Consider the following 25,146-nt stretch of genomic DNA (forward strand, 5'->3'; position numbering starts at 1 on the left):
AGTACCTCCTTATATCTATTCCTCATCTGAAGTTTTTACGTAAGGTATTGAGTTCTCAGCAATTTTATATGTTTGTGAAGATAGTGCATATTTACTTGTTGACTTTTGAAAGTCATTTATAGTAGCAGTTTCACCACGTAGGATTTTGTATATTTCCCCCATGAATACATTGGCAATTTTACCTCTAATTTCTTCATTGTTTAAAAGCAGGGTATAAAAGTCAACATTTTGATCATATCCGATAACCAATGCATCTTGAACGCAATCATCATACGTAAATTTAAAATCATCAAACGAATTGATTTTTGCACTCTTCACTAAGCGCTCATGGAGTTCTTTGTTATTTAAGAGTAAATCTCGTATCTGTGATGCTGTTTTAGAGGTAGAATCCGATTCGTAGTTTTTATCATACAAGGCGTTAACCTCATCAATAATCGCTGAAAGTAATTTTTTCTGCTGTTCCTCAACAGTGGCAGGCTTAGGTTTCTTAATAGATACTTCCGGCTTGGCTTCAATTTCATCACCGTTATTAGAAGATGTTTGTTTTTGACGAAAGTTGCTGACTGTTATCTTATCAGCAATATCGAAATTATTACCACCAGTTCCTATATCAATTTCTTTAATGAGGTAGGAAAGGTAATTATAACGTTTATGAAATTCAAGGTTCTCATATGCAGTAGCTTGTATTAAGAAACAATATCCTTTGAGAAAGTGACGGATATCCTTTTTTAACTTAATCTGCTCGTTTTCAGTCATCTTGTAAATCCTTCTTAATGATGCATCCAGTAATGACCACATACGTTGCTTGTCCCTATTTGTACGTTTAGATTGATATAGGAATGAATTGAATTCATCAATTTCATCAGTATCTAATACATTATAATTTTCAATTTCACGGTCAAGATCACGAATATCTGCTGGAGAAATTGTTTGAAAGAGAATAGTATCCTTAAAGTAAGGTTGAAAAGCCTTCTTTATATCAGAATATTCATTTTTAAAATCCAGAACAAAAGTAGTCTTTTCATATGGAGGACAAATTCTATTCAAACGTGATAGGGTCTGAACAGCTGCAGTCTTTCGTAATTTTTTATCAACATACATTGCTACCAACTTTGGCTGGTCAAAACCAGTCTGATACTTATCTGCAACCAATAAAACTTGATAACATTTGCGATCGAATTCATAACGGAGTTCATCTTCTTTAATTCCATTCATTCCACGTTCTGTATATTCGGTTGGGTTATCGTGATCATCTTTCAGGGTGCATTTGCCTGAAAATGCAACTAAAGCCTTTAAACCTGTATAGCCCTTTTGGTTAATATATTTTTCAAATTTTAATTTGTATTCAATAGCAGCGGGAATAGAAGAAGTAACAACCATTGCTTTAGCATTACCATCTAGTAAGTGCATTACATTATTTTTAAAGTGTTCTACAATAATTTCAACTTTCTGAGCTATGTTGGTTTCGTGTAAGTCAATAAAACGTGCCATTTTACGTTTAGCAGTGATAGTATTTAGTTCTGGATCATCTTGAATTGCTTTGTTAATATGGCAGTAAGTTTTCCAAGTTATATAGTTATTTAAGACATTTAGAATATAGCCTTCTTCAATAGCTTGTTTCATGGAATAAACATCAAAAGATTCTTTCTTACCTTCAGCATTTAATGTGCCAAAAAGTTGAATGGTATCTGGTTTTGGAGTTGCAGTAAATGCAATCATGGAAACATTGCTCTGCTTGCCACTTTTTTGTATTTCTTCAACCATCTTATCTTCTTCTGTCTTTTCTTCATCATTATCTTCATTCGATAGAACCTGAGTAACGGACTGCATGAATACTCCTTCTGTAGAAGAATGAGCCTCATCAATTAAAATAGCAAATTTCTTCTGTTTAAGATTACCTAATAAATCGTTATTAAGTATATAGAAGAACTTGTGTATAGTGGTTACTATAATTTTTGTGTTTCCAGAGAGCGCGATAGCTAAATCTTCAGAATCACATTTGTCATCCATAACTTTAACTTGTCCACTCTTGTGGTCCATCCCTAAAATGGACTCTTGTAGTTGCCTGTCAACAACAATACGATCAGTAATAACTAATACGGTATCGAAAATATTATCATTTGCAGGGTCATGTACAGTGGAAAGAATATGTGCAAGCCAAGATATTGTCTCTGTCTTTCCACTGCCAGCTGAATGTTCAATTAGGTAGTTACAGTCAGTATGATTGATTATAACATCATCCATTACCTTTTCTACGGCACGGAGCTGATGGAAACGAGGAAAAATGAGCTCTTTTGTTTTCTTGTTTTTTCCAGTGTCTGCATTTCTGGTTTCTTTAGTTTTTATATAAATAAAACGTTCAATTAAATAAAGAATTCTATCTTTAGTCCAAATATCTTCCCACATATAGGAAACATTGATTCCATTATCATTGTGAGGATTTCCTTTTCCAAAGTTATCACCGATATTAAATGGGTTGAAGAAAGAATCTTTTCCTTGCAATTTTGTACAGAAATAGACTTCATTTAAATCCATTGCAAATGCAGCAAACACACCAATCTTTTCTTTTAGTAGACGAGAATTGCAGTCACGTTCGTCCTTATATTGAGTGATGGCATCTTTATAAGTCTGGCCTGATGTATTACACTTTAACTCTATAGCAAAAATAGCGATGCCATTTAAGAATATAACAAGATCAATTCGTTCATCATTCTTATGATAGACCTCTTCCATTACAGAGAAAATGTTTTTATTGTAATTTTCAACCGCCTTTGTATTTCTAGTACTATCTGGTTTGCGGAACATTAGTTTAAGTGTTTTTCCATTATCAAACTCTACACCGTTTTTTATTACATCAATAAGACCGCGAGAGATAAGATTTCCATTATGTCGATTTATTTCAGCGTTGATTGTATTTAGTATGGTTTCCTCAGTGCGATCTTTGTATAGCTTTCTAAGGCTATTCATAACATCGGACTGAGTATTTTCAAAAAATTCAAAGAGCACTTCTGTGTCCATTGATAATCCTGCTTTATAAGCAGAGGATTGGCGAATTCGAAAACCATTTACATCATGCAAATGGTTAAGAATTAATTTTTGATAATCTTTAGTTTCTTTCAATTGGTCTGCTATAATTGGCATGATTTATTCTCCTTTACACGCTTCTTTCCTGTTACAAATTCATAGATGAGTGACTTCTTATGTTGCTGCATTACTTCTATCTGTTTTTGCTTTTCAGATATAACAGAGTCAATGCGTCCACATTGTTTATCAAGAAACTCTACAATTTTGACCTGCTCATCAATATTTTCAGTAAAAGGTATAATGAGCTCTTTTACTGCCCCCATATATAAACCATCTTGCGCAGATTTATTAGTTAAAAGTTGTTCCTGAATCAAAGTCGATTCTGATTTTAAACAGTATGCTAAATACTTAGGATTAGTAGTTGAAAGTGGACGTAAAAATGTTACACTACGTTGAAAAGCAACAGGTTCATTGTACTCATAAACACAGCATCTACCTATGGTTCCAACACAACAAAGTAAAACATCATTTCTCTGAGGATAGCCATTGGAAACAATGAGATTGAAGTCTTTTTCTGATATTTCACTCTCTGAATCACTAATATGCAATCCATCATCAAAAACATTTTTTGCACTAAGTAGTGGTTTGCCAGATGAAACTCTATCAAATGTTCCATGAGTTCCATCTTTAATACCTGCAATAACATATTTAACTTTTTTTGTCTCCCATGATGAGGGGATACAACCAATATATTCAATACCACTATATTTTCTTGGTTCAGAATTATTTATTCCACGTGATACAGTTTCGGTAATTAATCTTCTTTTGTGATTTTGAAGAAGTTCTAATTGTGTTTTTAAATCTATAATAATACTGTCAATTTGTGAACATTGTTTATCAAGAAAATTTGCTATTATCTTTTGCTCATTTATTTTTGGTATTGTATATTTAAATTCAGCAAAATCACCTTGATATAAGTGCTGAATTGTGCTATTGCCAGCATTTTTAATAGCATACCAAGTCCAGAATACGTCTGATTGGAGTACCCAGTAAAGGAAACGACGATCATATCCGCTTATTGTAGAAATACGAAGTACACCACTGTTAAGGGAAGTTGGGGCGGTCAGACCATCAACAATGGCTACTTTACCAATTGTTCCGTCCTTGGTAATAAGTAAGTCTCCATTTTCAATTTGGATATCATGAGCTTCTTCCCAACGTTTCATAGGAACATGAACACAGGTATCCCAATTAATACCACCATTGACAAAGTCTGTACCAGTAATTAGAAAAGCTCCTTCATCACAATATTCTTCAGAAGTTAAACCTTGCCAACCAATACGACCTTTTAATGTAGAAATATATTTAATTTTATTAGTTTGCCAATCGACGGGAATGGTGCCAATCCAACTAATACCACTTTCTTTTGTTTTAGACATTAATGCTTACCTCCAGTTAAAAGTGAGATTTTCTCTTTCAAACTCAATTCAATCTCTATAAATTGAGTTAATAAATCATCAGCTTTTTCAGGTTCTTTGTATTCGTAGAAAAAACGAGCAAATGGGAATTCAGCACCAAGTTTTTCCTTATTAGTAGAGCTAAGTGCTTTATTTTCATCGAATTCATATGCCCATATAGCATCTGGAACATGAGGCAATACCTCTGTCTCAAAATATTTTTGTACATTTTGATTGAGCTTTATTATCTCAGTATCCTTAGTAGTTGGGTCAGGGATAATATTTCCCTTACGGTCTTTCTGAATAACGGCCGTTTTATCCATTACAGACATTTCCATTGCAATTCCAGTTAAACGTGAAGCAGAATATCCATCGATATCTTTGATAATCAACTTAATAGCATTCTCAAGTTTTGCATAATCAGTATAGATTGTTTCAGATTGATGCGCTTTAAGAGCTTCAATGACTGCAGTAGTAAATACAAGACCACGTTTATATTTCTGATATTTCTTTTCAGCTGCTGCATCACGAGGATTTGTTTCTTCAAGTTCGGTAAAATCAGCCTCATTATAAATATTTGAGTTGCTCGTGAAATAAGCACTGGTTCTTAAAGATTCTATACTTTCCGCATTGATAACACCTCTACGCTGCAACGGTTGCCATACGGAATACTCTTTATACATAAATTCTTCTTTGTCAAAAATCTTGCAAAGAGGTCCGGGTTGAAATTCAGAATATATGCGTGTTATTTCCTTAATTTGTTCAAGAGAAATCTCTCTACGTTTTTTTCCAAGGGAACGCTTAAGAGGTTTCCACAAATCTACAGCATTAATAAGTTGAATTTTATTCATACGTTCTTTACGTTTATTCTTTGAAAGAATAAATGCATAAATGCCAATATCAGTATTGTAGAATAACTGGGATGGGAGAGCTATGATAGCTTCAACCAAGTCATTCTCAAGCATAAATCGTCTTATCTGACTTTCGCCACTTGTTGTATTGCCAGAGAAAAGAGGAGAACCGTTTGTAATAATAGCAGCACGTCCGTTATCCTTATCCATCTTTGCTATAGCGTGTTGCATGAAAAGTAATTGCATATCACCTGTTCCTGGAAGACCTGCACCAAAGCGTCCGCTCTTTCCTTTTTTGTATTCTGCGCGTACAGCTTTTTCCACTCCATCGCCTGCATCCTTACCACCCCAAGATAAACCAAATGGAGGATTAGCAATTACAAAACGCATTGAAGTGTCTTCAAAACAATCTTCTTTCATAGTATCAGCAAATCTAATATTTTCTGCGGCTTGCCCTTTTATAAGCATATCAGCAAGACAGATAGCAAAAGACTCAGGATTATTTTCCTGACCAAACAGACGAATAGAGGCATCAGGATTCATTCTCTTTATAAAATCGTGTGTAGTGGAAAGCATACCACCTGTGCCACAGGCCATATCTAATACTGTAATTTCTTTTCCTTCACTAAATACATCATCGCAACCTTCAGCTAGTAGAATACTTGAAAGTAATCGAATAACTTCACGAGGAGTATAGTGGTCACCAGCTTCAGCGTTTTCAGAGAATCTACGAATGATTTCTTCAAACATATAACCCATTTTGTGACCATCAATGGTATCTGGATTTAAATTTAGTTCAGAGAACTTCTTTACAACACCGAGAAGACGATTATTTTTATCTAAATCAGCAATTTTTTCTTTGAACTTAAGCCTATTAATTAAAATATCCTGCACATTAGGTGAGAATGATTCAATATAAAAACAGAAATTCTCTACAATAGCTGGGGCCTCATCTAACAGGTTTGCTAGATTAAAGTCACTAGTATTATAAAAAGGGTAGCCAGACAATCTTGTGAGAATTTGTGCAGGTGTTTGTGGATTTTTCTTAAAGGCATCAGTAACCTTTTCTTTCTTAGTTTTGCCGTCAGTATCTTTAACCTCTAATGCACATTCTAATCGTCTTATAATAATCATCGGGATAATAATATCTTTGTATTTATCTGCTTTATATGGACCACGGAGAGTATTAGCAATAGAGAAGACCATATCTACTTCTTTACTTACGTTGATGCTTGCGTCATCCATCATAACTTTAGTTATTTTTGTATCTGCCATTTTTGTTTTCCTCCAGTTTAAAATTCACTTATATCAATTCCGGCCTTTAGCAAACGTTCATATCTCTCATTAGAAATGAGGATTGCTAGAGGCTTTCCATTTTTTAAAATATATCCAGTTGTATCTTTTTCAGCAATGGATGTAACTATTTTTGAAGCCTGACCTCTGAGCAAGTCAGACATATTGTAATGTTCCATAGGTGTTTTTATTTTCTTTGGAATAGCCATCTTAAACCTCCTATTCTTGTGTGCAACAATTCACACTACATTGTATCAAAAAAGTAATTACTATTACAACTACTTTTTAAATTTACATATATTAAATGATTTCAATTACTTATAGAACTAAAGATATTTCTAACTTGGCAAGTTAGAATTCAATTCGAGAAAAGCTTGTTTTTAACTTGTTTTAATATCAGGTAGAGGGCTGGAAGTACTTTGTTTCAGGGTTTTTGTTTAACTTGGGAAGATACGACAACAGTTAAGTTTTTCTATAAACTTTTATATAGAAGAACGGAGAATTCTTCTGTATAAAGCAGTCAAAGGGCTGCTGAAAAAATATCAAATGCCTGAGTTGCAATAAGGCAAAGGATACATATTGTTTCGCACTGTTAATAAGAACAGTTGCGTTGCAATAGAAGTACCTTCCCTTATTGCGCTCTTTTTTAGGGTTTGTGTACTTCTTTTAGGCACAAGCCCTATTTTTGTATCCTTTGCCGCCAAAGCAACTTGGCGGAAAGGAGTACTTAATGAAAAAAGAAACACAGGAAATCAGAGTAAATAGAGCAGAGGAGGAACAGGTACTAATACCTATGATTATCGATAGGGATTCTATCGAAGAACATGGGATGATAGTAGGTGTAGAAAAATCCCAGATTAGAAAATGGAGAGTGGGGAACAGAAAGGTAGATGTGGTTCTGATTCCAGGAACTAAAGTGCAGTACGATGCCGTGATGAGTTCCTATTCAGCGGAGTTTAAAGCAGAGGATCGTGATAAACGCTGCGAAGTAAGTAATGGCAAAGGAAAATTGATTCGTTGCCCAGAAAGTAACAAATGCAGTAAGTGTCCATATGCCACTTCATTGGATAAGAAGAACTTCGGAACACTAACATTCAGCTGTCTGTCAGCAGAAAATGCAGAAGGGGAAGAGGTTGATTTCGAAGCAGTTACTCCAGTTACATATGGTTCAGAAGATATCTATTTTGGTACGCTGAATGAACTGATTAGTCGTGTACAGGAAATTGACCCTAACTATGGTAGGATACTTAAGCTATTATCTGATGGATTCAGCCATAGGGAAATAGCAGCTGAAATTGGGATAGGAAAGAGTACTGTCACTGATAAAGTGGCAAAGATTAAGAAAATTGCAATGGATTTACTGGATGATATGATTTAAAAAACTATGGTAGCAGCACTTGAGAATCAGTGTTGCTACCATTTTGGTTAATCTTTTTTATAGAACATTGTCTCATAGCCATCGGCTCTTAACTGCAGACCTTTCATCCACGGGGGTGTTATCCCCATTTGTTCACAGATGATATCCAAGGATTCATCCATAGGACATTCAATAATTAATTCGTCATGGACATGACCACAGATGAAATAGTGTCTTAGTGTATGCATAGCATAGCTGAGGATATCTCTTGAGATTGCCTGTACAATATTTTCCACAAATTTAGGACCATATGATTCGATGCGTTCCCATTTCTTTGTTGCTCCGACACCTTCGTAGGTTACAGCTTCGCCACCAAACTGATTAACACCAATCTTAGGCTTTACGTAAGCCAGCTTTCTTCCAGATGGGAGTTTGATGAACAGCATACCGCTTTGATAAATAAAATAGATACCGTGAGTTTCGGTGGTAGTTTTCTGTTTTATTGCAATTTTAACTGCGTTATCAACATCCCACCAAAACTGTACTATGTTAGGATTGGAGGTTCTCCAGGCATCAACAAGAGGTTGTAATTCCTCTTCTGCAAGCCCCATATCTAAGGCACCCATAGATTTAAGGGCTCCACAGGAACCGCCGTATCCTAATGCAAGTTCGGCTATCTTGCCTTTCTGGCGAAGATGGCTGTTCAGACCATGTTTTTCAACTGGAACACCAAACATCGCAGAGGCACTTGCACAATAAATATCTCCATTATTAGCAAAGACTTTATTTCTCCATGACTCCTGTGCAAGGTGTGAGAGTACCCTCGCCTCGATTGCACTATAGTCTAGCACAGCGAATTTATATCCAGGCTTTGGAATGAAAGCGGTGCGGATTAACTCTGACAATACTTCTGGGACAGAATCATAAAGCATTTCTAATGCATAATAGTTACCGCTTTTTACAAGGTTACGAGCCTGCTCCAAATCTGGCATATGATTCTGTGGCAAATTTTGTAATTGAATTAAACGTCCAGCCCAGCGACCACTACGATTTGCTCCGTAGAACTGGAACATTCCTCTTGCACGGCTATCAGCACATACAGCATTTTGCATTGCCTGATATTTCTTTATACTTGATTTGGCAAGCTGCTGACGGAGAATAAGGACATCAGCAAGTTCCTGTGGAGCATCCTTTAGCATCTCTGCCACAGCCTTTTTATCAAGAGTGTCGGTTTCAATGCCATTGTCATTTAACCATTGTTTCATCTGCAGTACAGAATTTGGATTATCAAGATTTGTGAGCTTCTTCATTTCTTCCGAGAGCACTTCCTTGGAACGCTCATCCATCTTAATTGCCTGTTCAACAACATTCACGTCAATGGCGATTCCACGATCATTAATTTTCTGGTCTATTTGATATTCTCCCCATACAAATTCAGGCACAGGAAACTTAGCCAACTTTTTCTGAATGGACATTTCAACTTCAACATCTCTGCGATTGTAGGAGACGAAGGTTGCCCATTTTGCTATGTCATGCATAGGAAGATTGCGAGTTCGGTTACCATTAGATTTTGTGGGCTTGCATGGAACACAGAAGTAACGGATGAGGTCTTTGCCTTCTTTCATTTTCTGTTCCTGTAAGCCAAGGACAGCCCCAACACCTTCAAGGGATAAGGGCAGTCCATTATAAGCAGACCATATCATGGAGCATTTCCATGAAGAGGGGTTTAGGTAGTTACCGACAGTGTCATCGCTGTTACTGTAGCTACTGAAGTGTTCAGGATAATTTTTTCTAAGCCATGCTGACAGGCATATACGCTCAAATGCCGAGTTGAATGCCCATTTGGTCACGGATTCGTCTGAAAGGGCAGATATTATTTCAATTGGAACTTCCTCGCCACTCGCCAGGTCTATGACAATAACATCACCACCATTGATGGAGTAGGCGAAGAGGAGAATTTCAAAGTTGGGAGATTCTGTATATTTATATGTTCCACATTTCTTCAGATTGATATCAGAGAAAGTCTCAAGGTCTATCGATAATGATATTATTTTGTCCATGATTGTCACCATCCTTATAATAAAAAGCGGCAGCATAGCTACCGCCTAGTTAGAGACTAAATGTTTATCTTATGAAAGGAAATCATCATCTGAATCTGTTGTGAAATCATCCTCAGCACGAGATTTGCCACCTAAAGGTTCACCATCTGAAATTTTTTGTAGGTTATTTAAGCCACAAGCGATTCCGCGATTTCCGTTAGAGTTGAAGACATAAAGGTTAATTGAGGCCCTGCCATAAACGCCAGAATATACTTCAGAGCGCTCAAGTATAGGATTACGGTCTGCATCAACTACACCCGGTGCGGTAGCACTATTGGCATTGATGAAGTATGCATTTGCATAAGTAGGATCATCTGGTCTTTCTGCATCGCCATCGCGAAGCGGAGTCTTAAGAACTGAAAGAGCAGGTATTGTTTTGCCATTTCCTTTTAACTTTGATTCGCCTTCCTTGTAAGCTGCCTCAATTGCTGCTTTAATCTTTGCAACAGTCTTAACATCGGACTTAGGAATAATGAGGCTTACGCTATACTTAGGTGTTCCCCCGTTGATTGACTTTGGATCCCATACATTTGCATAAGACCATCTTGTTTGTGGACCTGTAATAACTTTAGTTGGATTTGCTATTTTTGACATAATATTGTCCTCCTTATTCTTCAATAAAATCATTTTGTGCTGTATTCATTGCCGGACGTTTGTCACTCTCCGGCACGAGTGTTGGTTTACCTGGTGCCTTGTAGACAAGACTACCTAGGATTTCTTCAAACTTCTTTTTGCCAAGAGCCGAAGTCATAGAGGTAACTCCGAGAAGTTTCTGTTCATATGGATTAAAGCCTGCTGAACTAACAGCATCTGCAACCGCTTGTTCATCAGTATATTTTCTTGTGGAACGTGATTCTACAATTTTAAACCCACAATACTTTGTACCACTGAGTGCCTGCTTTAAGGCATATTCCTTGATGTCATTGACCCAGGCTATAAGGTTATCAGCTTTTGAGAGAATGACCTCGATTTCTGTGCTGTCCAAGGTAGCAGGCATTTCAAAATCGTACTTTGCAAGTTCAAGGTTATACTCAGCACGTTTACGGCAGGTAGCCTTTACTTTGCAGAACTGACAGTGGTCCCCAGCTTTGAATTCTCCATCGCCTGCATAAGCAAGTTCAGCTATAGGAGAGAGAACTTCATTTCCCCATTTCAGCAGGTCTTCCTTTGATAAGGTGTAGGTACTGACATTGTCTCTGCGTGGCTGAAAAACTGTCATTTTTATAATACCCACATCGTAGATACCATCGAAGAGTTCCAAAGCACCAAGTGCATAGCACATCATTTGCGGATTTTCTTCTGCCGATATCAAGATGCCAAGACCGTGCTTGTAATCAATTACCTGCAGAACACCATCTGCAACGATGACACAGTCACCCGTGCCGAAGCCTTCCTCTACATATTTGGAGAAGTCAAGATGCTGTTCGATCAAGACCAAAAGATCAGGGCAGTGCTGTTTTGCTTCTTCCACCTGCTCCATGACAAAGGATGCGTATTCATCTGCGCAGTTTTCCATCTCTGCATCGTAGTACTCCAGATTCTTTATTAGGTCTTGGGTATTCATGCCGAGAGCCTTTTCCAATTTGTACTGACATAAACTGTGTGCATCTGTACCTTGCTGTGCATAGGCACTGGCTTTGTCATCTTGCTCTGCACATAACTTTGCCGAAGGTGGGCAATTTAGCCACCTGTGGCTGGATGAAGCGGAGAGTAGTGCGTGTTTAGGCATTTCCAAACACCTCAGCCTCTGCCAGTAAAGCCTCGTAGTCTGATGGTTTGATGTCTGACAGTTTGTCCGCACCATATTTTAAAAGAAGTGCTTTGACATCTGCTGTATATCCATTACGGGATTTGTCAGCTAGAACAGCACGGACATCAGTAAGTGAGAGTGCCTTCTTTTCAGGCTTTTGAGTTTCTTCTGCCACGGCTTCTTTCTTCTTAGGATCTTTTGCGGGCTTTTCTTCTTCTGCCGTAGAAAACAATTCTCTCAAAGTATCTGAGATTCCAATTAAGATTTCTCCACATTTCCTGAGTTCATCAAGTTCTGCAGATAATTTGCTCATTTTACCCATGTGCTTTATCTCCTTCCATATTTGATTGTTCTTGCGCTAACTGCTCGGTTAATTTCCTTGCAAGTCTTTTTGATATGACACTAATTGCAATTAGTACATCTGCAAGTTCTTCATCTAAGCAGTTCTCTTGTCTGTTTTCAGTGTCAGCAGTTGTTCCAGCTTGCATAAGTAGCACCACCTTTCTGAGAGTTTATTACCTCTCTAATTTCCAAAGGACAGAAGTTTGTGATTTGGACGGATTTTCAAGAAACCTTTTTTGAAATTTTTTTACTTATGTCCCTCTACCTTTCAAAGGACAAAAGTTTTCAATTTGGACGGACTTTCTTGAAGTTTTTTAAAAATACTTTTTGTTTCATATCCTTCTAATTCTCTAAGGACAAAAGAGTTAAAAATGGACGGAGGATTTTTTAATTTTTTTAAAATACTATTTTTTCTTATATTAAGGAAGCAATTTTGTTAAAGTAAAAAAGTTTTTAAATCCTCCGTCCAAAAGAGAAAGTTCTGTCCTTAGGAAGCTATAGGGGACTTATCCCTATGTACTTTTAAAGGAGGGGTTCTTATGAAAGAGTTAATACCTAAAGACCAATATGGCATTTTTGCCGACACAAAAGATACTGCAAGGGTTGATAGTTTGTTTGTAGCTGATTTTTTTGAAAAGGAACATAAAAATGTTCTACGTGACATTGCTAAAATCACTGACCCCAAATCTGGATTGAGTGAGGAATTTGCTCGGCTCAATTTTGAGCCGACCTCATACACAGATGGCTGGAACAGAAAGCAAAAAGCTTATGCTATGACTAGAGATGGTTTTACTATGTTAGTTATGGGATACACAGGACAAAAGGCAATGCGTTTTAAGGAACTATATATTAAACGCTTTAATGAAATGGAGCAATTTATAAAAACATTAGTTTCTGCTCGTAAGGAGTTCCCATTATTAACGGAAAACATCAAGTTACTTCATGAAAATCCGAAGCCTTATCATTTCAGTAATGAATGCGATATGCTTAACCGCATTGTAATTGGGATGACAGCAAAGCAGTTTAGGTTGGCAAACAACATAGAAAAAGGAAAAAGCATTAGACCATATCTCATTGATGAGCAAATCAGTATGCTTGAAACCCTACAAAAAGTTGATGTAGGTTTGCTTGTAGCAGTGCCAGACTATGAGCAGCGTAAGCGTCATCTTGAATGGTACATGACAAAATTAAATAATAAGGCAATATAAAAGGGGGAGAATTTAATGTTTTATGTTAAGGAAAAAATAAATGACGCTATGGAAGTGTCAGTAGAAATAAATGATGAAAATGTATTCTGTATCTGCCCTATTTGTGGATGTGAAGTTAATGTTGACTTTTCAGAAATATTTGCTGATGGGAATGGGGATTTATATGGCACATCTGTTTATTGCAATGAATGTAGTAAAAAAATCAGAGCGAATTATGGAGGAAAGGGTTATGTGCATAAGCAAATATAACTCAGAAGGTTACCAGGACCCTACTACTTATCAGGCTCTTACAAATATTATTAAAGGTGAGAGGGCAGAAAAAAATGCTGCCTTCAAACCTCTTGTATATATTTGTTCACCTTATTCAGGTGATATTGTTGGAAATGTAAAAAAGGCTCGTGACTTTTGTAGGTTTGCAGTAGATAAAAATACTATTCCAATTGCACCACATCTGTTGTTTCCACAGTTTATGAATGATGACATTCCACAGGAAAGGGAATTAGCAATGTTCATGAACATGGTACTGCTTGGAAGATGTTCAGAACTGTGGGTGTTTGGAGAAAAAGTATCAAAAGGGATGAGTGCAGAGATTCAAAGAGCCAAGCAAAAACGTATGACAATCCGCTATTTTACGGAGGACTTAAAGGAGGAGAGCAGATGAAGTTAGTATTTTATACAGCAAACTGCACAGGTAATGCCAAGAACTGCAGCTACCCTAACCGCGTGGAGGCAACGAATGCAGAAGAATTAAAGGCAGTAGTTAAAATTGATCATGTTTGCGGTGAATACAAGAACAACTACCGTAGTGCAGATAATTTTGTGGAGTCTGTGGTAGCTGTTATGGATTGCGATAATGACCACTCAGAAAAAGCAAGTGATTGGATTACCCCAGAAAAGATAGATGAACTTTTACCAGATGTTTCTTATGCCATTGCACCAAGCCGTAATCATATGAAACAAAAGGATGACCAATCAGCAAGACCAAGGTTTCATGTGTATTTCCTTATTAATCCATGCAAAGATGCCATGGATTATGTGAAGCTAAAAAGAAGGATACAAAATGCTTTTCCATTCTTTGATGATAATGCCTTAGATGCAGCACGTTTTATTTTTGGTGCTGATTGCAATGAAGTAATATGGCATGACGGATGGGAGACTATTGATGAAGAATTACCTGTATTTCAAGATGAAGAGGATACTGAAACAACAGGAGGTTTTTCTATTCCAGAAGGAAAAAGAAACAGTACATTATCCCGTTTTGCAGGTAGAGTGGTAAAACGCTATGGTGCTACAGAAAAAGCACATCAGATTTTTATTGATGAGGCAAAAAAGTGTGACCCACCAATGGATGATGAGGAACTTACTACTATATGGAATAGTGCCGTGAAATTTGCTAGGAAGGTACAGAGCCAAGAAGGGTATGTTGCTCCAAATGATTTTAATGATGATTTCACAGGGGAGTCACTCAAACCTTCAGACTTTTCAGATATAGGACAAGCAAAGGTTTTGACCCGTGAATATGGAAATGAACTCTGCTACACGGATGCCACTGACTACCTTCGCTTTAATGGGGAGTATTGGGTGGAATCAAAGCAGCAGGCTGTTGGAGCAATGGAAGAGTTCCTAGATTTACAGCTTGAAGATGCTTTAGATGAAGTGCAGAGAGCCTTAGAGGCTGTTGTGGCAAGTGGAGCAGTAGAGGATGAAGTTAAAGCAGGAGGTAAAAAGTTTGAAAACTCACTGCAGGGTGACCAGTTGGAGGCATACCGTACTTATTTATCTGCAATAGCATACAGATCATTTGTAATGAAACGCCGTGACATGAAATATGTAATAAGTGCCTTACAGGCTGCCAAGCCGATGCTTTCTATCAGTGTAAGTGATTTGGATAAGGATGAGTTTCTTCTAAATACACCCAGTGCAACTTATCATTTGAAAGATGGGCTTTCTGGAATGCACGAGCCTGATGCTATGGATTACATCACAAAACAGACCTCAGTCACTCCAGGAGATGACGGTAAGCAGTTATGGCTCGATGCACTTGATACATTCTTCTGTGGTGATCAGGAACTGATTGATTATGTACAGCAGATTGTAGGACTTGCATCCATCGGAAAGGTGTATGTTGAGGCTCTTATCATTTCTTATGGAGAAGGCCGTAACGGTAAATCTACCTTCTGGAACACTATCTCAAGAGTTCTTGGTACCTACAGTGGCTCTATGTCAGCTGATGCATTGACCGTTGGATGCAAGAGAAATGTTAAGCCAGAGATGGCGGAACTGAAAGGTAAGCGTCTCATCATAGCTGCTGAACTGGAAGAAGGCATGAGATTGAACACTTCCGTCATTAAACAGCTTTGTTCCACAGATGAGGTTATGGCAGAGAAGAAGTATAAGGACCCTTTCAAATATGTGCCAAGCCATACACTGGTTCTATACACCAATCACCTGCCAAGAGTAGGTGCTAATGATGAAGGGACCTGGCGTAGATTAATTGTTATTCCTTTCAATGCAAAGATTGAAGGAAATAGTGATATCAAGAACTATACAGATTATCTAGTTCAAAATGCAGGTTCTTATGTATTGGCATGGATTATTGAAGGCGCGCAGAAAGTTATTGCAAATGGCTTTAAATTAAAACTTCCATCTTGTGTAGAAAATGCGATTAATCATTATCGTGCTAATAATGACTGGCTTGGAGCATTTCTTGATGAGTGTTGTGAACTTGACCCTGCTTATAAGCAGAAGTCTGGAGAGTTCTACCAGGAATATCGTGCCTACTGTTTGAGAACAGGAGAATACACAAGAAGTACCACAGATTTTTATGCTGCACTTGAGGTATCAGGTCTAAATCGTAAAAGGTTATCCAATGGATCATTTATTAATGGGGTGCGCCTTAAAAACACAGATTTTATAGAGTAATTACAGTGATGTGCAGGTCATTAATGGTCAAAATCTAAACTTTTCTTAAATGAAGAAATTATAAAAATGTATGTCTACTATAGTCATATATAAAAAGTCCCTATAGCAAAAAATATAAAAATATCATATAAGAAGAGTTTAGGATATGACCACAGTAGACCTGCACAACATTATTTTTGATGGAGGTTCGCATGAGAGAAAAGGTCATAGAAAAGAAGTTAGCAATAGAAGTTAAAAAGCGTGGTGGTATCTGTCCAAAGTTCACGTCACCTGGTTTTGATGGAATGCCCGACCGCTTAATCTTATTGCCAGGTGGGAAGATTGCATTTGTAGAAGTAAAGGCTCCTAAGAAAAAGCCAAGACGACTTCAGGCTGCAAGACACAGATTACTTCAGGGGTTAGGCTTTCAAGTATTTGTTATTGATGGGGAAGACCAGATTGGGGGTATTCTTGATGAAATACAATCCACATGATTATCAAAACTTTGTAACGAATTTTATATTAGAGAATCCAATTTCAGCAGTACTTTTGGATATGGGCTTAGGCAAAAGTGTAATAACTCTTACTGCTATATTTTCACTTTGTCTTGATAGCTTTGAAGTATCAAAGGTTTTAGTTATTGGTCCATTAAGAGTTGCAAGAGATACATGGCCATTAGAAATTAAAAAATGGGATCATCTTAAAGGGCTTACCTACTCAGTAGCTATAGGTAGTGAAACTCAAAGGAAAGTAGCACTTATGCAAAAAGCTAATGTGTATCTTATTAATCGTGAAAATGTGGATTGGCTTATAAATGAGAGTGGACTACCTTTCGATTATGATATGGTTGTGATAGATGAGTTATCATCCTTTAAATCTTATAGTGCTAAGAGGTTTAAAAGTCTATTAAAAGTCAGACCAAAGGTAAAAAGAATTATTGGGCTGACAGGAACCCCAAGTAGTAACGGATTAATGGATTTATGGGCAGAGTTTAGGCTCCTTGATATGGGTGAAAGGCTTGGAAGATTTATTACTCATTATCGAAATAACTTCTTTGACCCAGATAAAAGAAATCAGCAGATGGTATTTAGTTATAAACCTAAAGCAGGTGCTGAAGATGCAATTTATCGCCTTATTTCAGATATTACAATTTCTATGAAAAGTACGGATTATTTGAAAATGCCAGAATGCGTTATAAATGAGGTTGTTGTAACACTTTCAGAAAAGGAGCAAAAAGATTATAACAGCTTAAAACAAGATTTGGTCTTATCTCTTAAAGATGAAGAAATAGATGCAGTAAATGCTGCTGCATTATCGAATAAGCTTTGTCAGATGGCAAATGGTGCTGTGTATGGTGAGGACAAGAAAGTTTTTGAAATACACGATAAAAAGTTAGATGCATTAGAAGATTTAATTGAATCAGCAAATGGAAAGCCGGTACTTGTGGCTTATTGGTTTAATCATGATTTAGAAAGAGTTAAAAAGAGGTTTAAGGTTCGTGAAATAAAAACTTCAAAAGATATTAAGGATTGGAATAATGGTGAAATAGAAGTAGCTTTAATACATCCTGCATCAGCAGGACATGGACTAAACCTTCAAGCAGGAGGTTCAACTCTTATATGGTTTGGGCTTACTTGGAGTTTAGAGCTTTATCAGCAAACCAATGCAAGATTGTGGAGGCAAGGACAAAATGAAACAGTAGTTATTCATCATATTATTGCTAAAGGAACAATTGATGAGGACATTATAAAAGCTTTAAAGAGAAAAGAAAAAGTACAATCAGACTTAATAGAAGCTGTAAAAGCTAAGTTAAAGGGGGAAAAGTAATATGACAGCAAAAGAATATTTATCGCAAGCCTATAGAATTGACCAAAGGATAAACAGTAAGCTAGAACAGATAATGTCTTTAAGATCTTTAGCTACAAAAGCTACATCAACTTTAAGTGATACACCTCCAAGTGGCACACGCAATGTGCATTCCATGGAAGATACCATTGTTAAAATGATTGAGTTGGAAAATGAAATAAATGCAGATATTGATGTGCTTATAGATTTGAAAAAAGATATTATGGAGGTTATTAAAAAGGTAAATAACCCAGAACAGCATACGCTGCTAGAGCTTAGATATCTTTGTTTTAAATCTTGGGAGCAAATAGCTGTTGAGATGGGGTATAGCTTACAACATATATTTCGTATTCACGATAAGGCAGTAAAGGTAATAGTAATTTAAAAAGATGAGAGTAAATGTGATAGAAAGAGAGTAGCAAATTGTGATTTAATTATAATAGACGAAGTGAAAAATTAAAGCTGTTGCGAAGTAAAATCTGTAATGGCTTTTCTTTTGAGGGGAGTGTACCCAAAACATTACAGTAAAGTACAGCGAAATAGAGTAGGATATTATGATAGTATTACAATAGAGAAAAAATAAAACAAGCCTTGTGGGATTGCACCTGCGAGGCTTTCTTTATGCCCTTAAGGAGGTGAATGTTATGCCAAGAAAACCAAAGAGACCATGTTCCCATCCAAGCTGTCCTAACTTAACAGATGGGAGGTTTTGCAAGGAACATGAAAGACAAGAGAACAAACGCTATGAGAAGTATGGTCGTGACCCAGCTATACGCCGTAGGTATGGAAGAGCATGGAAACGAATTCGTGACAGTTATATCTCACAGCACCCTTTGTGCGAGGAGTGCCAAAGACAAGGAAAACTTACAAAAGCAGAGGAGGTTCATCATATCCTTCCTTTATCACGTGGCGGAACTCATGAAAGGACTAACCTAATGGCTTTGTGTAAGTCTTGTCACTCTGCTATTACTGCAAAGGATGGGGACAGATGGAATAGAAGCTGATGCCTAGTAGAAGGTAGGGGCGGTAGAAATCTCTGTGCCGACACCGCTGGGGAACGGGCGGGGGGTCACACGCACAAAAACCGCAGTTCAAACAGGGTATTAAACCCATAGGCTAGGAAAGGGGTGAAAAATGTGGCCAAAGACGGAACAAATAGGGGTGGCAGACGAGTTCGTGCAGGGGATAAGCAGATACCTCTTTCAGATAAAATTACAAAAGGTAAAGCAGCAAAAGTATTAGAAGTACCAAACCTACAACCTGAAACAATATTTGAGGTTGATGAGCTAGATGGTGCTGAAAATTTAAATGGTGAAGATATGCCAAATCCAAGTGATTATCTTAGTGCAAAACAAAGAGATGGTAAACCACTTGGAGCAGATTTATTATTCACTGAAACATGGAAATGGCTGAAAGAGAGAGGTTGTGAGAAGTTTGTTAATCCAAGACTTATTGAATCATATGCTCAAGCCTTTACAAGATATATTCAATGTGAGGAGGCTATTAGTACATACGGACTTTTAGGAAAGCATCCTACAACAGGTGGTGCTATAGCAAGTCCGTTTGTACAGATGAGCCAATCATTTTTAAAACAAGCCAATCTACTGTGGTATGAGATTTTTGATATCGTTAAGCAAAATTGTACCACTGCATTTGTTGGAAATCCTCAAGATGATATTATGGAGGCACTTTTATCGGGTAGAAAGGGAAGATAAAAATGGAGAAACAACTTTTTATGAAACAACTTAATCAAAATAAAAATATATTAAGCAAACAACAATACAGAACCTTAAAAGGGCAGGCAGTAGCAGGAGATGTTATGGGTGCAAATAAAGGACTTATAAAAATATTACAAAGGGGGTTTTAGTTTGGATAGAGAAAATAAATTCACTCAAGAAATGCAACAAGTAGAAATATCAAAGCTTGTGCCATATGCTAACAATTCGAGAACCCATAATGAAAAGCAAATAAAGAAATTACAATCAAGCCTTAGAGAATTTGGTTTTGTAAATCCCATTTTGATTGATAGAGATTTTAATATAATAGCAGGGCATGGAAGAGTTTTAGCTGCGAAAGAAGATGGAATGAAAACTGTACCTTGTGTATTTGTAGACCATTTAACTGAGGCACAAAAGAAAGCATACATTATTGCAGATAACAGACTTGCGGAAGATGCAGGATGGGATAAAGATTTACTATCTATTGAACTTGAAAGTTTAAAAGAACTTGATTTTGATATAGACCTTTTAGGATTTGATGCAGCTGAATTAAATATACTTTTAGACTCTGCTGAAGATGTAAAAGAAGATGATTTTGATGTTGATGAAGAACTTAAAAATCCTAACATTACAAAGCAAGGTGATGTGTGGATTTTGGGAAGGCATAGACTTGTTTGTGGGGATAGTACAAAAGCTGAAACCTATGAAAAGTTGATGGAAGGTAAAAAGGCAAACTTAATAGTTACCGATCCACCTTATAACGTCAAATATGAAGGCACTGCAGGAAAGATACAAAACGATAATCTTTCAGCAGATGCTTTTTTTAATTTCCTTTTTGATAGCTTTACCAACATGGAAAAGGCATTAGCTAGTGATGGCTCCATTTATGTTTTCCATGCTGATACAGAAGGACTTAATTTTAGAAAAGCCTTTGCAGATGCTGGATTTTACTTAAGTGGTACTTGCATTTGGAAGAAGCAAAGTCTTGTATTAGGCAGAAGTCCTTACCAATGGCAGCATGAGCCTGTTTTATTTGGATGGAAGAAATCGGGTAAACATCAATGGTATTCAGACCGTAAGCAAACTACCATATGGGAATTTGATAGACCAAGTAAAAATGCAGATCATCCAACGATGAAACCTGTAGCTCTTATTGCTTACCCAATTCAAAATTCAAGTTTAACAAACTCAATAGTTCTTGACCCATTTGGTGGCAGTGGCTCAACTCTTATAGCTTGTGAGCAAACAGATAGAATCTGCTGTACTGTTGAACTTGATGAGAAGTTTTGTGATGTTATTGTAAAGAGATTTTATCAGCATTCTTTAGAACACAAGAATTCCGATGAAGCGGGAACGGATATTTTTGTTATCAGAAATGACAATAAAATTCCATATTCTACTGTAATTGCAGAAATGGAAGCTACTGAATGAAGAAAACTAAAAAATATAGGTGGTATGTATTCACAAAATAAACTTGATTAATTATACATTATTAGCTTGCTATATGTGTGTTTTAGAGTGATATATAGTATAACAAAAAACACACTTGGAGGTAAGAAAATGAAAGCATTATTTGGAAGAAAGGTTTTAAATTTAAAGGAGCTTAAGGAACTAACAAAAATAGCTAAGGAAGATGGAGCAAAAGGTACAGCCTATGAAGTTACAAAGGTAATTGAATTAAGTGATGAGGAGTTTAAGGAATTTGAAAAGGACTTTTGCAAAGACCAGCCTTGGATAACAAAAGAAGACGGTGGCTGCAATGAAAAGGGAGAATTAAGATGCATAAGAGTTAAGAATATAAAGACAAAGAAATGCATCTTAGTAGATTCAGAAGGATACACATACCCAAGGTACACAGCGGTAGAAAAATAGGCTGAAAAGCCTTTTTTCTTATTAGAATGTTATACAAACCACTTGCTATTATGTGCCTTTAGAGTGATATATGTAAGTACCAAAAAACAAGGAGGTACACATGATGGAAGTTAAATTTAATGTAACAGGCAAGGATAGAAAACACCTTGTACAGATAATGGGAGAAATCACTGGTGCAGAAGTAAAATACCTTGGTGTTCCAAGTTGCAATTATGCAGTTAGTTCCTTCACCATTGATAGAGAAGGAACACTTATTTTTGATGATAAAGCAGACAGGGAGGAAATCAAAACTCTGCTTGAGAAACTTGCTAAAAAAGGCTTTGTGGCGGAAATAACAGAAGAATCAAACGAACATACCAATACTTTAGAAGAAGAACCACAAAATGAAAATGTAGGGCTAACAGTGGCAATGCCTGCGACCTACTTTGCAGATGATGCCTTGGAAAACCTACAGCACATTATCAAGGCAAAAGGAAACTTAATTAAAAAGGCACTAGGATTAAACAGCCTTCCGATTCTCAAGGACGATGATAAGGTTTCCTTCCCTTGGTTTTCATTCATGCCTGAGGACAGCGACACTGTTAAAGCCTACACCCATTTCATTTACAGCATTTGTGAAATGGCAAGAAACCAGAAACGAATCAGTTCAAGAGAAAAGGAAGTGGACAATGAGAAATACGCATTTCGCTGTTTCCTCCTTCGATTAGGCTTTATCGGTGATGAGTATAAGAAGGAACGCAAGATTCTCCTACAGAACCTCACAGGTTCATCAGCTTTCAAGGGAGGTGCTAAGAATGAAGTTTCCGAGTAAAGAAATAGTTCAAATGCTTCGGAAGAAGTATCCAGTAGGCGCAAGGGTAGAACTTGTGGAGATGGATGATGTTCAATCACCTCCAATGGGAACAAAGGGTACAGTATGGGGTGTTGATGATGCAGGATCAATTATGGTGCATTGGGATAATGGCTCTGGACTTCATGTTATTTATGGAGTGGATAAATGCAAGATTGTAGAAGGATAAGACAATAGACATATTATGAGATAGCCCTTTATAGGGCTGTTTCAAGTTATAGATATAGACTACTGCTGGTGGTCTTTTTTTTATACAAAGAAAGGAGGCAGTATATGCGTAAATTAAAGAAGTACGCTCCAACTAAGTTTAAGGCAAAGGGTAGCACTTATAGCAAAGAACACGCAGATTATGCTGTTTCCTTTATTGAAGCCCTTTGCCATACCAAAGGTACATGGGCAGGAAAAAAGTTTGAACTTATAGATTGGCAAGAGAAGATTATCCGTGATATTTTTGGAACACTAAAACCCAATGGATATAGGCAGTTTAATACTGCATATATAGAAATTCCTAAAAAGCAAGGTAAATCAGAACTTGCTGCCGCAGTTGCATTACTTTTATGCTGTGGTGATTTTGAAGAAAGAGCTGAGGTTTATGGCTGTGCAGCTGACCGCCAGCAAGCATCTATCGTATTTGAGGTAGCTGCTGATATGGTGCGTATGTGTCCTGCGCTTAGTAAAAGAGTTAAAATTCTAGCATCTCAAAAGAGAATAATTTATACCCCTACAAATAGTTTTTATCAAGTTTTATCAGCAGAGGCCTATTCCAAACACGGTTTTAATATACACGGGGTTGTGTTCGATGAATTGCACACTCAGCCAAATAGAAAGTTGTTTGATGTTATGACAAAGGGGTCTGGAGATGCCCGTATGCAACCATTATATTTTCTTATTACTACAGCAGGAACAGATACTCAGAGTATCTGCTATGAAACACACCAAAAGGCAAAGGATATTTTAGAAGGTAGAAAAAATGACACTACCTTCTATCCTGTTATTTATGGAGCAGAAGAAGCTGACGATTGGACAGACCCTAAGGTGTGGAAGAAAGCCAATCCTTCCCTTGGAATAACGGTTGGTATTGATAAAGTAAAAGCTGCTTGTGAATCTGCAAAGCAGAACCCCGCTGAAGAGAATTCTTTTAGGCAACTTAGACTTAATCAGTGGGTAAAACAAGCTATTCGTTGGATGCCAATGGATAGATGGGATGCTTGTTCTTTTAGGGTGGATGAAGAATCTTTAAAAGGGCGTGTTTGTTATGGTGGTTTAGACCTTTCTAGTACAACGGACATTACAGCTTTTGTATTAGTATTCCCACCTGTAGATGAAGATGATAAATTTTGTGTACTACCTTATTTTTGGATACCAGAAGAAACAATAGATCTTCGTGTAAAGCGTGACCATGTTCCTTATGATGTGTGGGAAAGGCAAGGTTTTATACAAACTACTGAAGGCAATGTAGTTCATTATGGATTTATAGAAAAATTTATAGAAAAGCTTGGTGAGAAGTTTAATATCCGTGAAATAGCTTTTGACCGCTGGGGAGCAGTTCAGATGGTACAAAACCTTGAGGGCATGGGATTTACCGTTGTACCATTTGGCCAAGGGTTTAAGGATATGAGTCCACCAACCAAGGAACTAATGAAACTGACACTAGAGCAGAGACTTGCTCATAGTGGGCATCCTGTTCTTAGATGGATGATGGATAATATCTTCATTAGAACTGACCCTGCTGGGAACATTAAAGCTGATAAAGAAAAATCAACTGAAAAGATAGATGGGGCTGTAGCAACGATAATGGCGCTTGATAGAGCAATTCGTTGTGGCAATGAGGCAGGTGCTTCTGTTTATGATGACAGAGGCATTTTGTTTATCTAATGTAACCACGCTTGATTTTTTAAAATCATAATTCGGCTGCATACTTTTATGCTATAATGGAGAAAAAGTGTAGTATGGAGGTGGCAGGATGAAGTGTATCTTCTGCAAAAATCCAGCGGGTTTGTTAAAAAGCTATCATGAGGATTGTTACGATAAGATTCAGATGTTTCTTGGAAAAATGGAGCAGATTGTAAATCAGTACAATCAAGAATCTATAACTGCAAAAGATGCCAAGAACCAACTGGTGTCGTTAGCATCATCTGATTGTTTATATAAGAATTATTTAGAACATGAGATTTTAGATAAGACAGCGATTCGGACAAATGAAACAGTCATCTATATAGAAAATATGGTTTCCATTTCAGAGTCAAAGAACCGATGCAAAATGGTCGAGACAGGCTATCGATATGAAAAGATGCCTACATGGAATGAAACAAATCAGCTTATTGGAGAGAATGTAAGCATTGTTTTTACGGATAAAAGTGTCTATATGTTATTGAATAACACTGCTATGATGTATCCTTATAATAAGATTGTCAATTTAGGATATGATGAAAAACAGGGATATGCTTATTTTGATTTAAAAACATCATCTCCATATCCACACCGTTTCTCTATTAGACCATTTATAAAAAGAGACAAAAGCAAGGCACAAAACGTATGTCTGTTTTTGAAATGCCTGATTGGCTATTAATATAATTTTG

General features: G+C 36.9%; 26 protein-coding genes. 17 read left to right on the forward strand and 9 right to left on the reverse strand.

Annotated features, from left to right (window positions below; genetic code table 11):
- Positions 1–15: 15 nt before the first annotated feature.
- From ABF633_RS04035 to ABF633_RS04050, 4 genes are read right to left on the reverse strand one after another with little or no spacing between them, the layout of a single operon-like run.
- Positions 16–3,141, reverse strand: coding sequence for a DEAD/DEAH box helicase family protein (locus ABF633_RS04035; RefSeq protein WP_415522264.1), 3,126 nt, complete (start codon positions 3,139–3,141; stop codon positions 16–18).
- A complete protein-coding gene (locus tag ABF633_RS04040) occupies positions 3,129–4,463 on the reverse strand; it encodes a restriction endonuclease subunit S (protein WP_415522265.1) in 1,335 nt (444 codons plus the stop codon). The genes ABF633_RS04035 and ABF633_RS04040 overlap by 13 nt, the downstream gene beginning before the upstream one ends.
- Entirely contained in the window at positions 4,463–6,607 is a 2,145-nt protein-coding gene (locus tag ABF633_RS04045) for an N-6 DNA methylase (protein ID WP_415522267.1), read from the reverse strand. The genes ABF633_RS04040 and ABF633_RS04045 overlap by 1 nt, the downstream gene beginning before the upstream one ends.
- 17 nt (positions 6,608–6,624) lie before the next feature.
- Complete coding sequence (locus ABF633_RS04050) at positions 6,625–6,834, reverse strand: type II toxin-antitoxin system Phd/YefM family antitoxin (protein ID WP_415522269.1); 210 nt, start codon at positions 6,832–6,834, stop codon at positions 6,625–6,627.
- Positions 6,835–7,355: 521 nt separating this feature from the next.
- Between ABF633_RS04050 and ABF633_RS04055 the strand changes: the two genes are divergently transcribed.
- Positions 7,356–8,003, forward strand: coding sequence for a helix-turn-helix domain-containing protein (locus ABF633_RS04055; protein ID WP_415522271.1), 648 nt, complete (start codon positions 7,356–7,358; stop codon positions 8,001–8,003).
- A gap of 47 nt (positions 8,004–8,050) precedes the next feature.
- On the opposite strand, the gene ABF633_RS04060 is transcribed toward ABF633_RS04055, so the two are convergent.
- The 5 genes from ABF633_RS04060 to ABF633_RS04080 form a co-directional block, all read right to left on the reverse strand.
- The gene (locus ABF633_RS04060) at positions 8,051–10,042 is read right to left on the reverse strand and encodes a DNA polymerase (RefSeq protein WP_415522273.1); all 1,992 of its coding nucleotides are present in this window, start codon (positions 10,040–10,042) and stop codon (positions 8,051–8,053) included.
- Positions 10,043–10,111: 69 nt separating this feature from the next.
- Positions 10,112–10,675: a DUF2815 family protein gene (locus ABF633_RS04065; protein WP_415522275.1), complete on the reverse strand. Its 564-nt coding sequence runs from the start codon at positions 10,673–10,675 to the stop codon at positions 10,112–10,114.
- 13 nt (positions 10,676–10,688) lie between these two features.
- Positions 10,689–11,810, reverse strand: coding sequence for a DUF2800 domain-containing protein (locus tag ABF633_RS04070; protein ID WP_415522396.1), 1,122 nt, complete (start codon positions 11,808–11,810; stop codon positions 10,689–10,691).
- Complete coding sequence (locus ABF633_RS04075; protein ID WP_415522277.1) at positions 11,803–12,153, reverse strand: DNA ligase; 351 nt, start codon at positions 12,151–12,153, stop codon at positions 11,803–11,805. Before ABF633_RS04075 ends, ABF633_RS04070 begins: the two co-directional genes overlap by 8 nt.
- Positions 12,146–12,319 (reverse strand): hypothetical protein, encoded by a 174-nt coding sequence (locus tag ABF633_RS04080; RefSeq protein ID WP_415522278.1) that lies wholly within the window; start codon positions 12,317–12,319, stop codon positions 12,146–12,148. The genes ABF633_RS04075 and ABF633_RS04080 overlap by 8 nt, the downstream gene beginning before the upstream one ends.
- Positions 12,320–12,712: 393 nt before the next feature.
- On the opposite strand from ABF633_RS04080, the gene ABF633_RS04085 reads away from it, so the two are divergent.
- The 16 genes from ABF633_RS04085 (at position 12,713) to ABF633_RS04160 (ending at position 25,136) form a co-directional block, all read left to right on the forward strand.
- Positions 12,713–13,381, forward strand: coding sequence for a Rha family transcriptional regulator (locus ABF633_RS04085; RefSeq protein ID WP_415522280.1), 669 nt, complete (start codon positions 12,713–12,715; stop codon positions 13,379–13,381).
- A 15-nt stretch (positions 13,382–13,396) separates the two neighbouring features.
- A complete protein-coding gene (locus ABF633_RS04090) occupies positions 13,397–13,630 on the forward strand; it encodes a hypothetical protein (RefSeq protein WP_415522281.1) in 234 nt (77 codons plus the stop codon).
- Positions 13,611–14,042, forward strand: a complete 432-nt coding sequence (locus ABF633_RS04095; protein ID WP_415522283.1) for a DUF4406 domain-containing protein — start codon at positions 13,611–13,613, stop codon at positions 14,040–14,042. Before ABF633_RS04090 ends, ABF633_RS04095 begins: the two co-directional genes overlap by 20 nt.
- Positions 14,039–16,303 carry a phage/plasmid primase, P4 family gene (locus tag ABF633_RS04100; RefSeq protein WP_415522285.1) on the forward strand — a complete coding sequence of 755 codons (2,265 nt, stop codon included), beginning with the start codon at positions 14,039–14,041 and terminating at the stop codon, positions 16,301–16,303. Before ABF633_RS04095 ends, ABF633_RS04100 begins: the two co-directional genes overlap by 4 nt.
- A 191-nt stretch (positions 16,304–16,494) precedes the next feature.
- Positions 16,495–16,776 carry a VRR-NUC domain-containing protein gene (locus tag ABF633_RS04105; protein ID WP_415522287.1) on the forward strand — a complete coding sequence of 94 codons (282 nt, stop codon included), beginning with the start codon at positions 16,495–16,497 and terminating at the stop codon, positions 16,774–16,776.
- Positions 16,757–18,109 (forward strand): SNF2-related protein, encoded by a 1,353-nt coding sequence (locus ABF633_RS04110; RefSeq protein ID WP_415522289.1) that lies wholly within the window; start codon positions 16,757–16,759, stop codon positions 18,107–18,109. Before ABF633_RS04105 ends, ABF633_RS04110 begins: the two co-directional genes overlap by 20 nt.
- Before the next feature lies 1 nt (position 18,110).
- Entirely contained in the window at positions 18,111–18,512 is a 402-nt protein-coding gene (locus ABF633_RS04115; RefSeq protein ID WP_415522291.1) for a DUF1492 domain-containing protein, read from the forward strand.
- 259 nt (positions 18,513–18,771) lie between these two features.
- A complete protein-coding gene (locus ABF633_RS04120; protein ID WP_415522293.1) occupies positions 18,772–19,131 on the forward strand; it encodes an HNH endonuclease in 360 nt (119 codons plus the stop codon).
- A gap of 132 nt (positions 19,132–19,263) precedes the next feature.
- The gene (locus ABF633_RS04125; protein WP_415522294.1) at positions 19,264–19,842 is read left to right on the forward strand and encodes a P27 family phage terminase small subunit; all 579 of its coding nucleotides are present in this window, start codon (positions 19,264–19,266) and stop codon (positions 19,840–19,842) included.
- 2 nt (positions 19,843–19,844) lie between these two features.
- A complete protein-coding gene (locus ABF633_RS04130; protein ID WP_415522296.1) occupies positions 19,845–19,994 on the forward strand; it encodes a hypothetical protein in 150 nt (49 codons plus the stop codon).
- A 31-nt stretch (positions 19,995–20,025) separates the two neighbouring features.
- Entirely contained in the window at positions 20,026–21,276 is a 1,251-nt protein-coding gene (locus tag ABF633_RS04135; RefSeq protein WP_415522397.1) for a site-specific DNA-methyltransferase, read from the forward strand.
- A gap of 129 nt (positions 21,277–21,405) precedes the next feature.
- A complete protein-coding gene (locus ABF633_RS04140; protein WP_415522298.1) occupies positions 21,406–21,717 on the forward strand; it encodes a hypothetical protein in 312 nt (103 codons plus the stop codon).
- 103 nt (positions 21,718–21,820) lie between these two features.
- On the forward strand, positions 21,821–22,528 hold the full coding sequence (locus ABF633_RS04145; protein WP_415522300.1) for a virulence protein: 708 nt from the start codon (positions 21,821–21,823) through the stop codon (positions 22,526–22,528).
- A complete protein-coding gene (locus ABF633_RS04150) occupies positions 22,512–22,736 on the forward strand; it encodes a DUF4314 domain-containing protein (RefSeq protein WP_415522302.1) in 225 nt (74 codons plus the stop codon). Before ABF633_RS04145 ends, ABF633_RS04150 begins: the two co-directional genes overlap by 17 nt.
- Positions 22,737–22,840: 104 nt before the next feature.
- The gene (locus ABF633_RS04155) at positions 22,841–24,442 is read left to right on the forward strand and encodes a terminase large subunit (protein ID WP_415522303.1); all 1,602 of its coding nucleotides are present in this window, start codon (positions 22,841–22,843) and stop codon (positions 24,440–24,442) included.
- An 88-nt stretch (positions 24,443–24,530) separates the two neighbouring features.
- Positions 24,531–25,136, forward strand: a complete 606-nt coding sequence (locus ABF633_RS04160) for a hypothetical protein (protein ID WP_415522305.1) — start codon at positions 24,531–24,533, stop codon at positions 25,134–25,136.
- Positions 25,137–25,146 lie beyond the last annotated feature (10 nt).

The organism is Clostridium sp., from assembly GCF_047718555.1.
GTDB lineage: Bacteria > Bacillota > Clostridia > Clostridiales > Clostridiaceae > Clostridium_I.

Bases quoted from the DNA above. Each gene is read 5' to 3' on its own strand.
- ABF633_RS04035 (WP_415522264.1), bottom strand. From the start codon at position 3,141: ATGCCAATTATAGCAGACCAATTGAAAGAAACTAAAGATTATCAAAAA.
- ABF633_RS04040 (WP_415522265.1), bottom strand. From the start codon at position 4,463: ATGTCTAAAACAAAAGAAAGTGGTATTAGTTGGATTGGCACCATTCCC.
- ABF633_RS04045 (WP_415522267.1), bottom strand. From the start codon at position 6,607: ATGGCAGATACAAAAATAACTAAAGTTATGATGGATGACGCAAGCATC.
- ABF633_RS04050 (WP_415522269.1), bottom strand. From the start codon at position 6,834: ATGGCTATTCCAAAGAAAATAAAAACACCTATGGAACATTACAATATG.
- ABF633_RS04055 (WP_415522271.1), top strand. From the start codon at position 7,356: ATGAAAAAAGAAACACAGGAAATCAGAGTAAATAGAGCAGAGGAGGAA.
- ABF633_RS04060 (WP_415522273.1), bottom strand. From the start codon at position 10,042: ATGGACAAAATAATATCATTATCGATAGACCTTGAGACTTTCTCTGAT.
- ABF633_RS04065 (WP_415522275.1), bottom strand. From the start codon at position 10,675: ATGTCAAAAATAGCAAATCCAACTAAAGTTATTACAGGTCCACAAACA.
- ABF633_RS04070 (WP_415522396.1), bottom strand. From the start codon at position 11,810: ATGCCTAAACACGCACTACTCTCCGCTTCATCCAGCCACAGGTGGCTA.
- ABF633_RS04075 (WP_415522277.1), bottom strand. From the start codon at position 12,153: ATGGGTAAAATGAGCAAATTATCTGCAGAACTTGATGAACTCAGGAAA.
- ABF633_RS04080 (WP_415522278.1), bottom strand. From the start codon at position 12,319: ATGCAAGCTGGAACAACTGCTGACACTGAAAACAGACAAGAGAACTGC.
- ABF633_RS04085 (WP_415522280.1), top strand. From the start codon at position 12,713: ATGAAAGAGTTAATACCTAAAGACCAATATGGCATTTTTGCCGACACA.
- ABF633_RS04090 (WP_415522281.1), top strand. From the start codon at position 13,397: ATGTTTTATGTTAAGGAAAAAATAAATGACGCTATGGAAGTGTCAGTA.
- ABF633_RS04095 (WP_415522283.1), top strand. From the start codon at position 13,611: ATGTGCATAAGCAAATATAACTCAGAAGGTTACCAGGACCCTACTACT.
- ABF633_RS04100 (WP_415522285.1), top strand. From the start codon at position 14,039: ATGAAGTTAGTATTTTATACAGCAAACTGCACAGGTAATGCCAAGAAC.
- ABF633_RS04105 (WP_415522287.1), top strand. From the start codon at position 16,495: ATGAGAGAAAAGGTCATAGAAAAGAAGTTAGCAATAGAAGTTAAAAAG.
- ABF633_RS04110 (WP_415522289.1), top strand. From the start codon at position 16,757: ATGAAATACAATCCACATGATTATCAAAACTTTGTAACGAATTTTATA.
- ABF633_RS04115 (WP_415522291.1), top strand. From the start codon at position 18,111: ATGACAGCAAAAGAATATTTATCGCAAGCCTATAGAATTGACCAAAGG.
- ABF633_RS04120 (WP_415522293.1), top strand. From the start codon at position 18,772: ATGCCAAGAAAACCAAAGAGACCATGTTCCCATCCAAGCTGTCCTAAC.
- ABF633_RS04130 (WP_415522296.1), top strand. From the start codon at position 19,845: ATGGAGAAACAACTTTTTATGAAACAACTTAATCAAAATAAAAATATA.
- ABF633_RS04135 (WP_415522397.1), top strand. From the start codon at position 20,026: ATGCAACAAGTAGAAATATCAAAGCTTGTGCCATATGCTAACAATTCG.
- ABF633_RS04140 (WP_415522298.1), top strand. From the start codon at position 21,406: ATGAAAGCATTATTTGGAAGAAAGGTTTTAAATTTAAAGGAGCTTAAG.
- ABF633_RS04145 (WP_415522300.1), top strand. From the start codon at position 21,821: ATGGAAGTTAAATTTAATGTAACAGGCAAGGATAGAAAACACCTTGTA.
- ABF633_RS04150 (WP_415522302.1), top strand. From the start codon at position 22,512: ATGAAGTTTCCGAGTAAAGAAATAGTTCAAATGCTTCGGAAGAAGTAT.
- ABF633_RS04155 (WP_415522303.1), top strand. From the start codon at position 22,841: ATGCGTAAATTAAAGAAGTACGCTCCAACTAAGTTTAAGGCAAAGGGT.
- ABF633_RS04160 (WP_415522305.1), top strand. From the start codon at position 24,531: ATGAAGTGTATCTTCTGCAAAAATCCAGCGGGTTTGTTAAAAAGCTAT.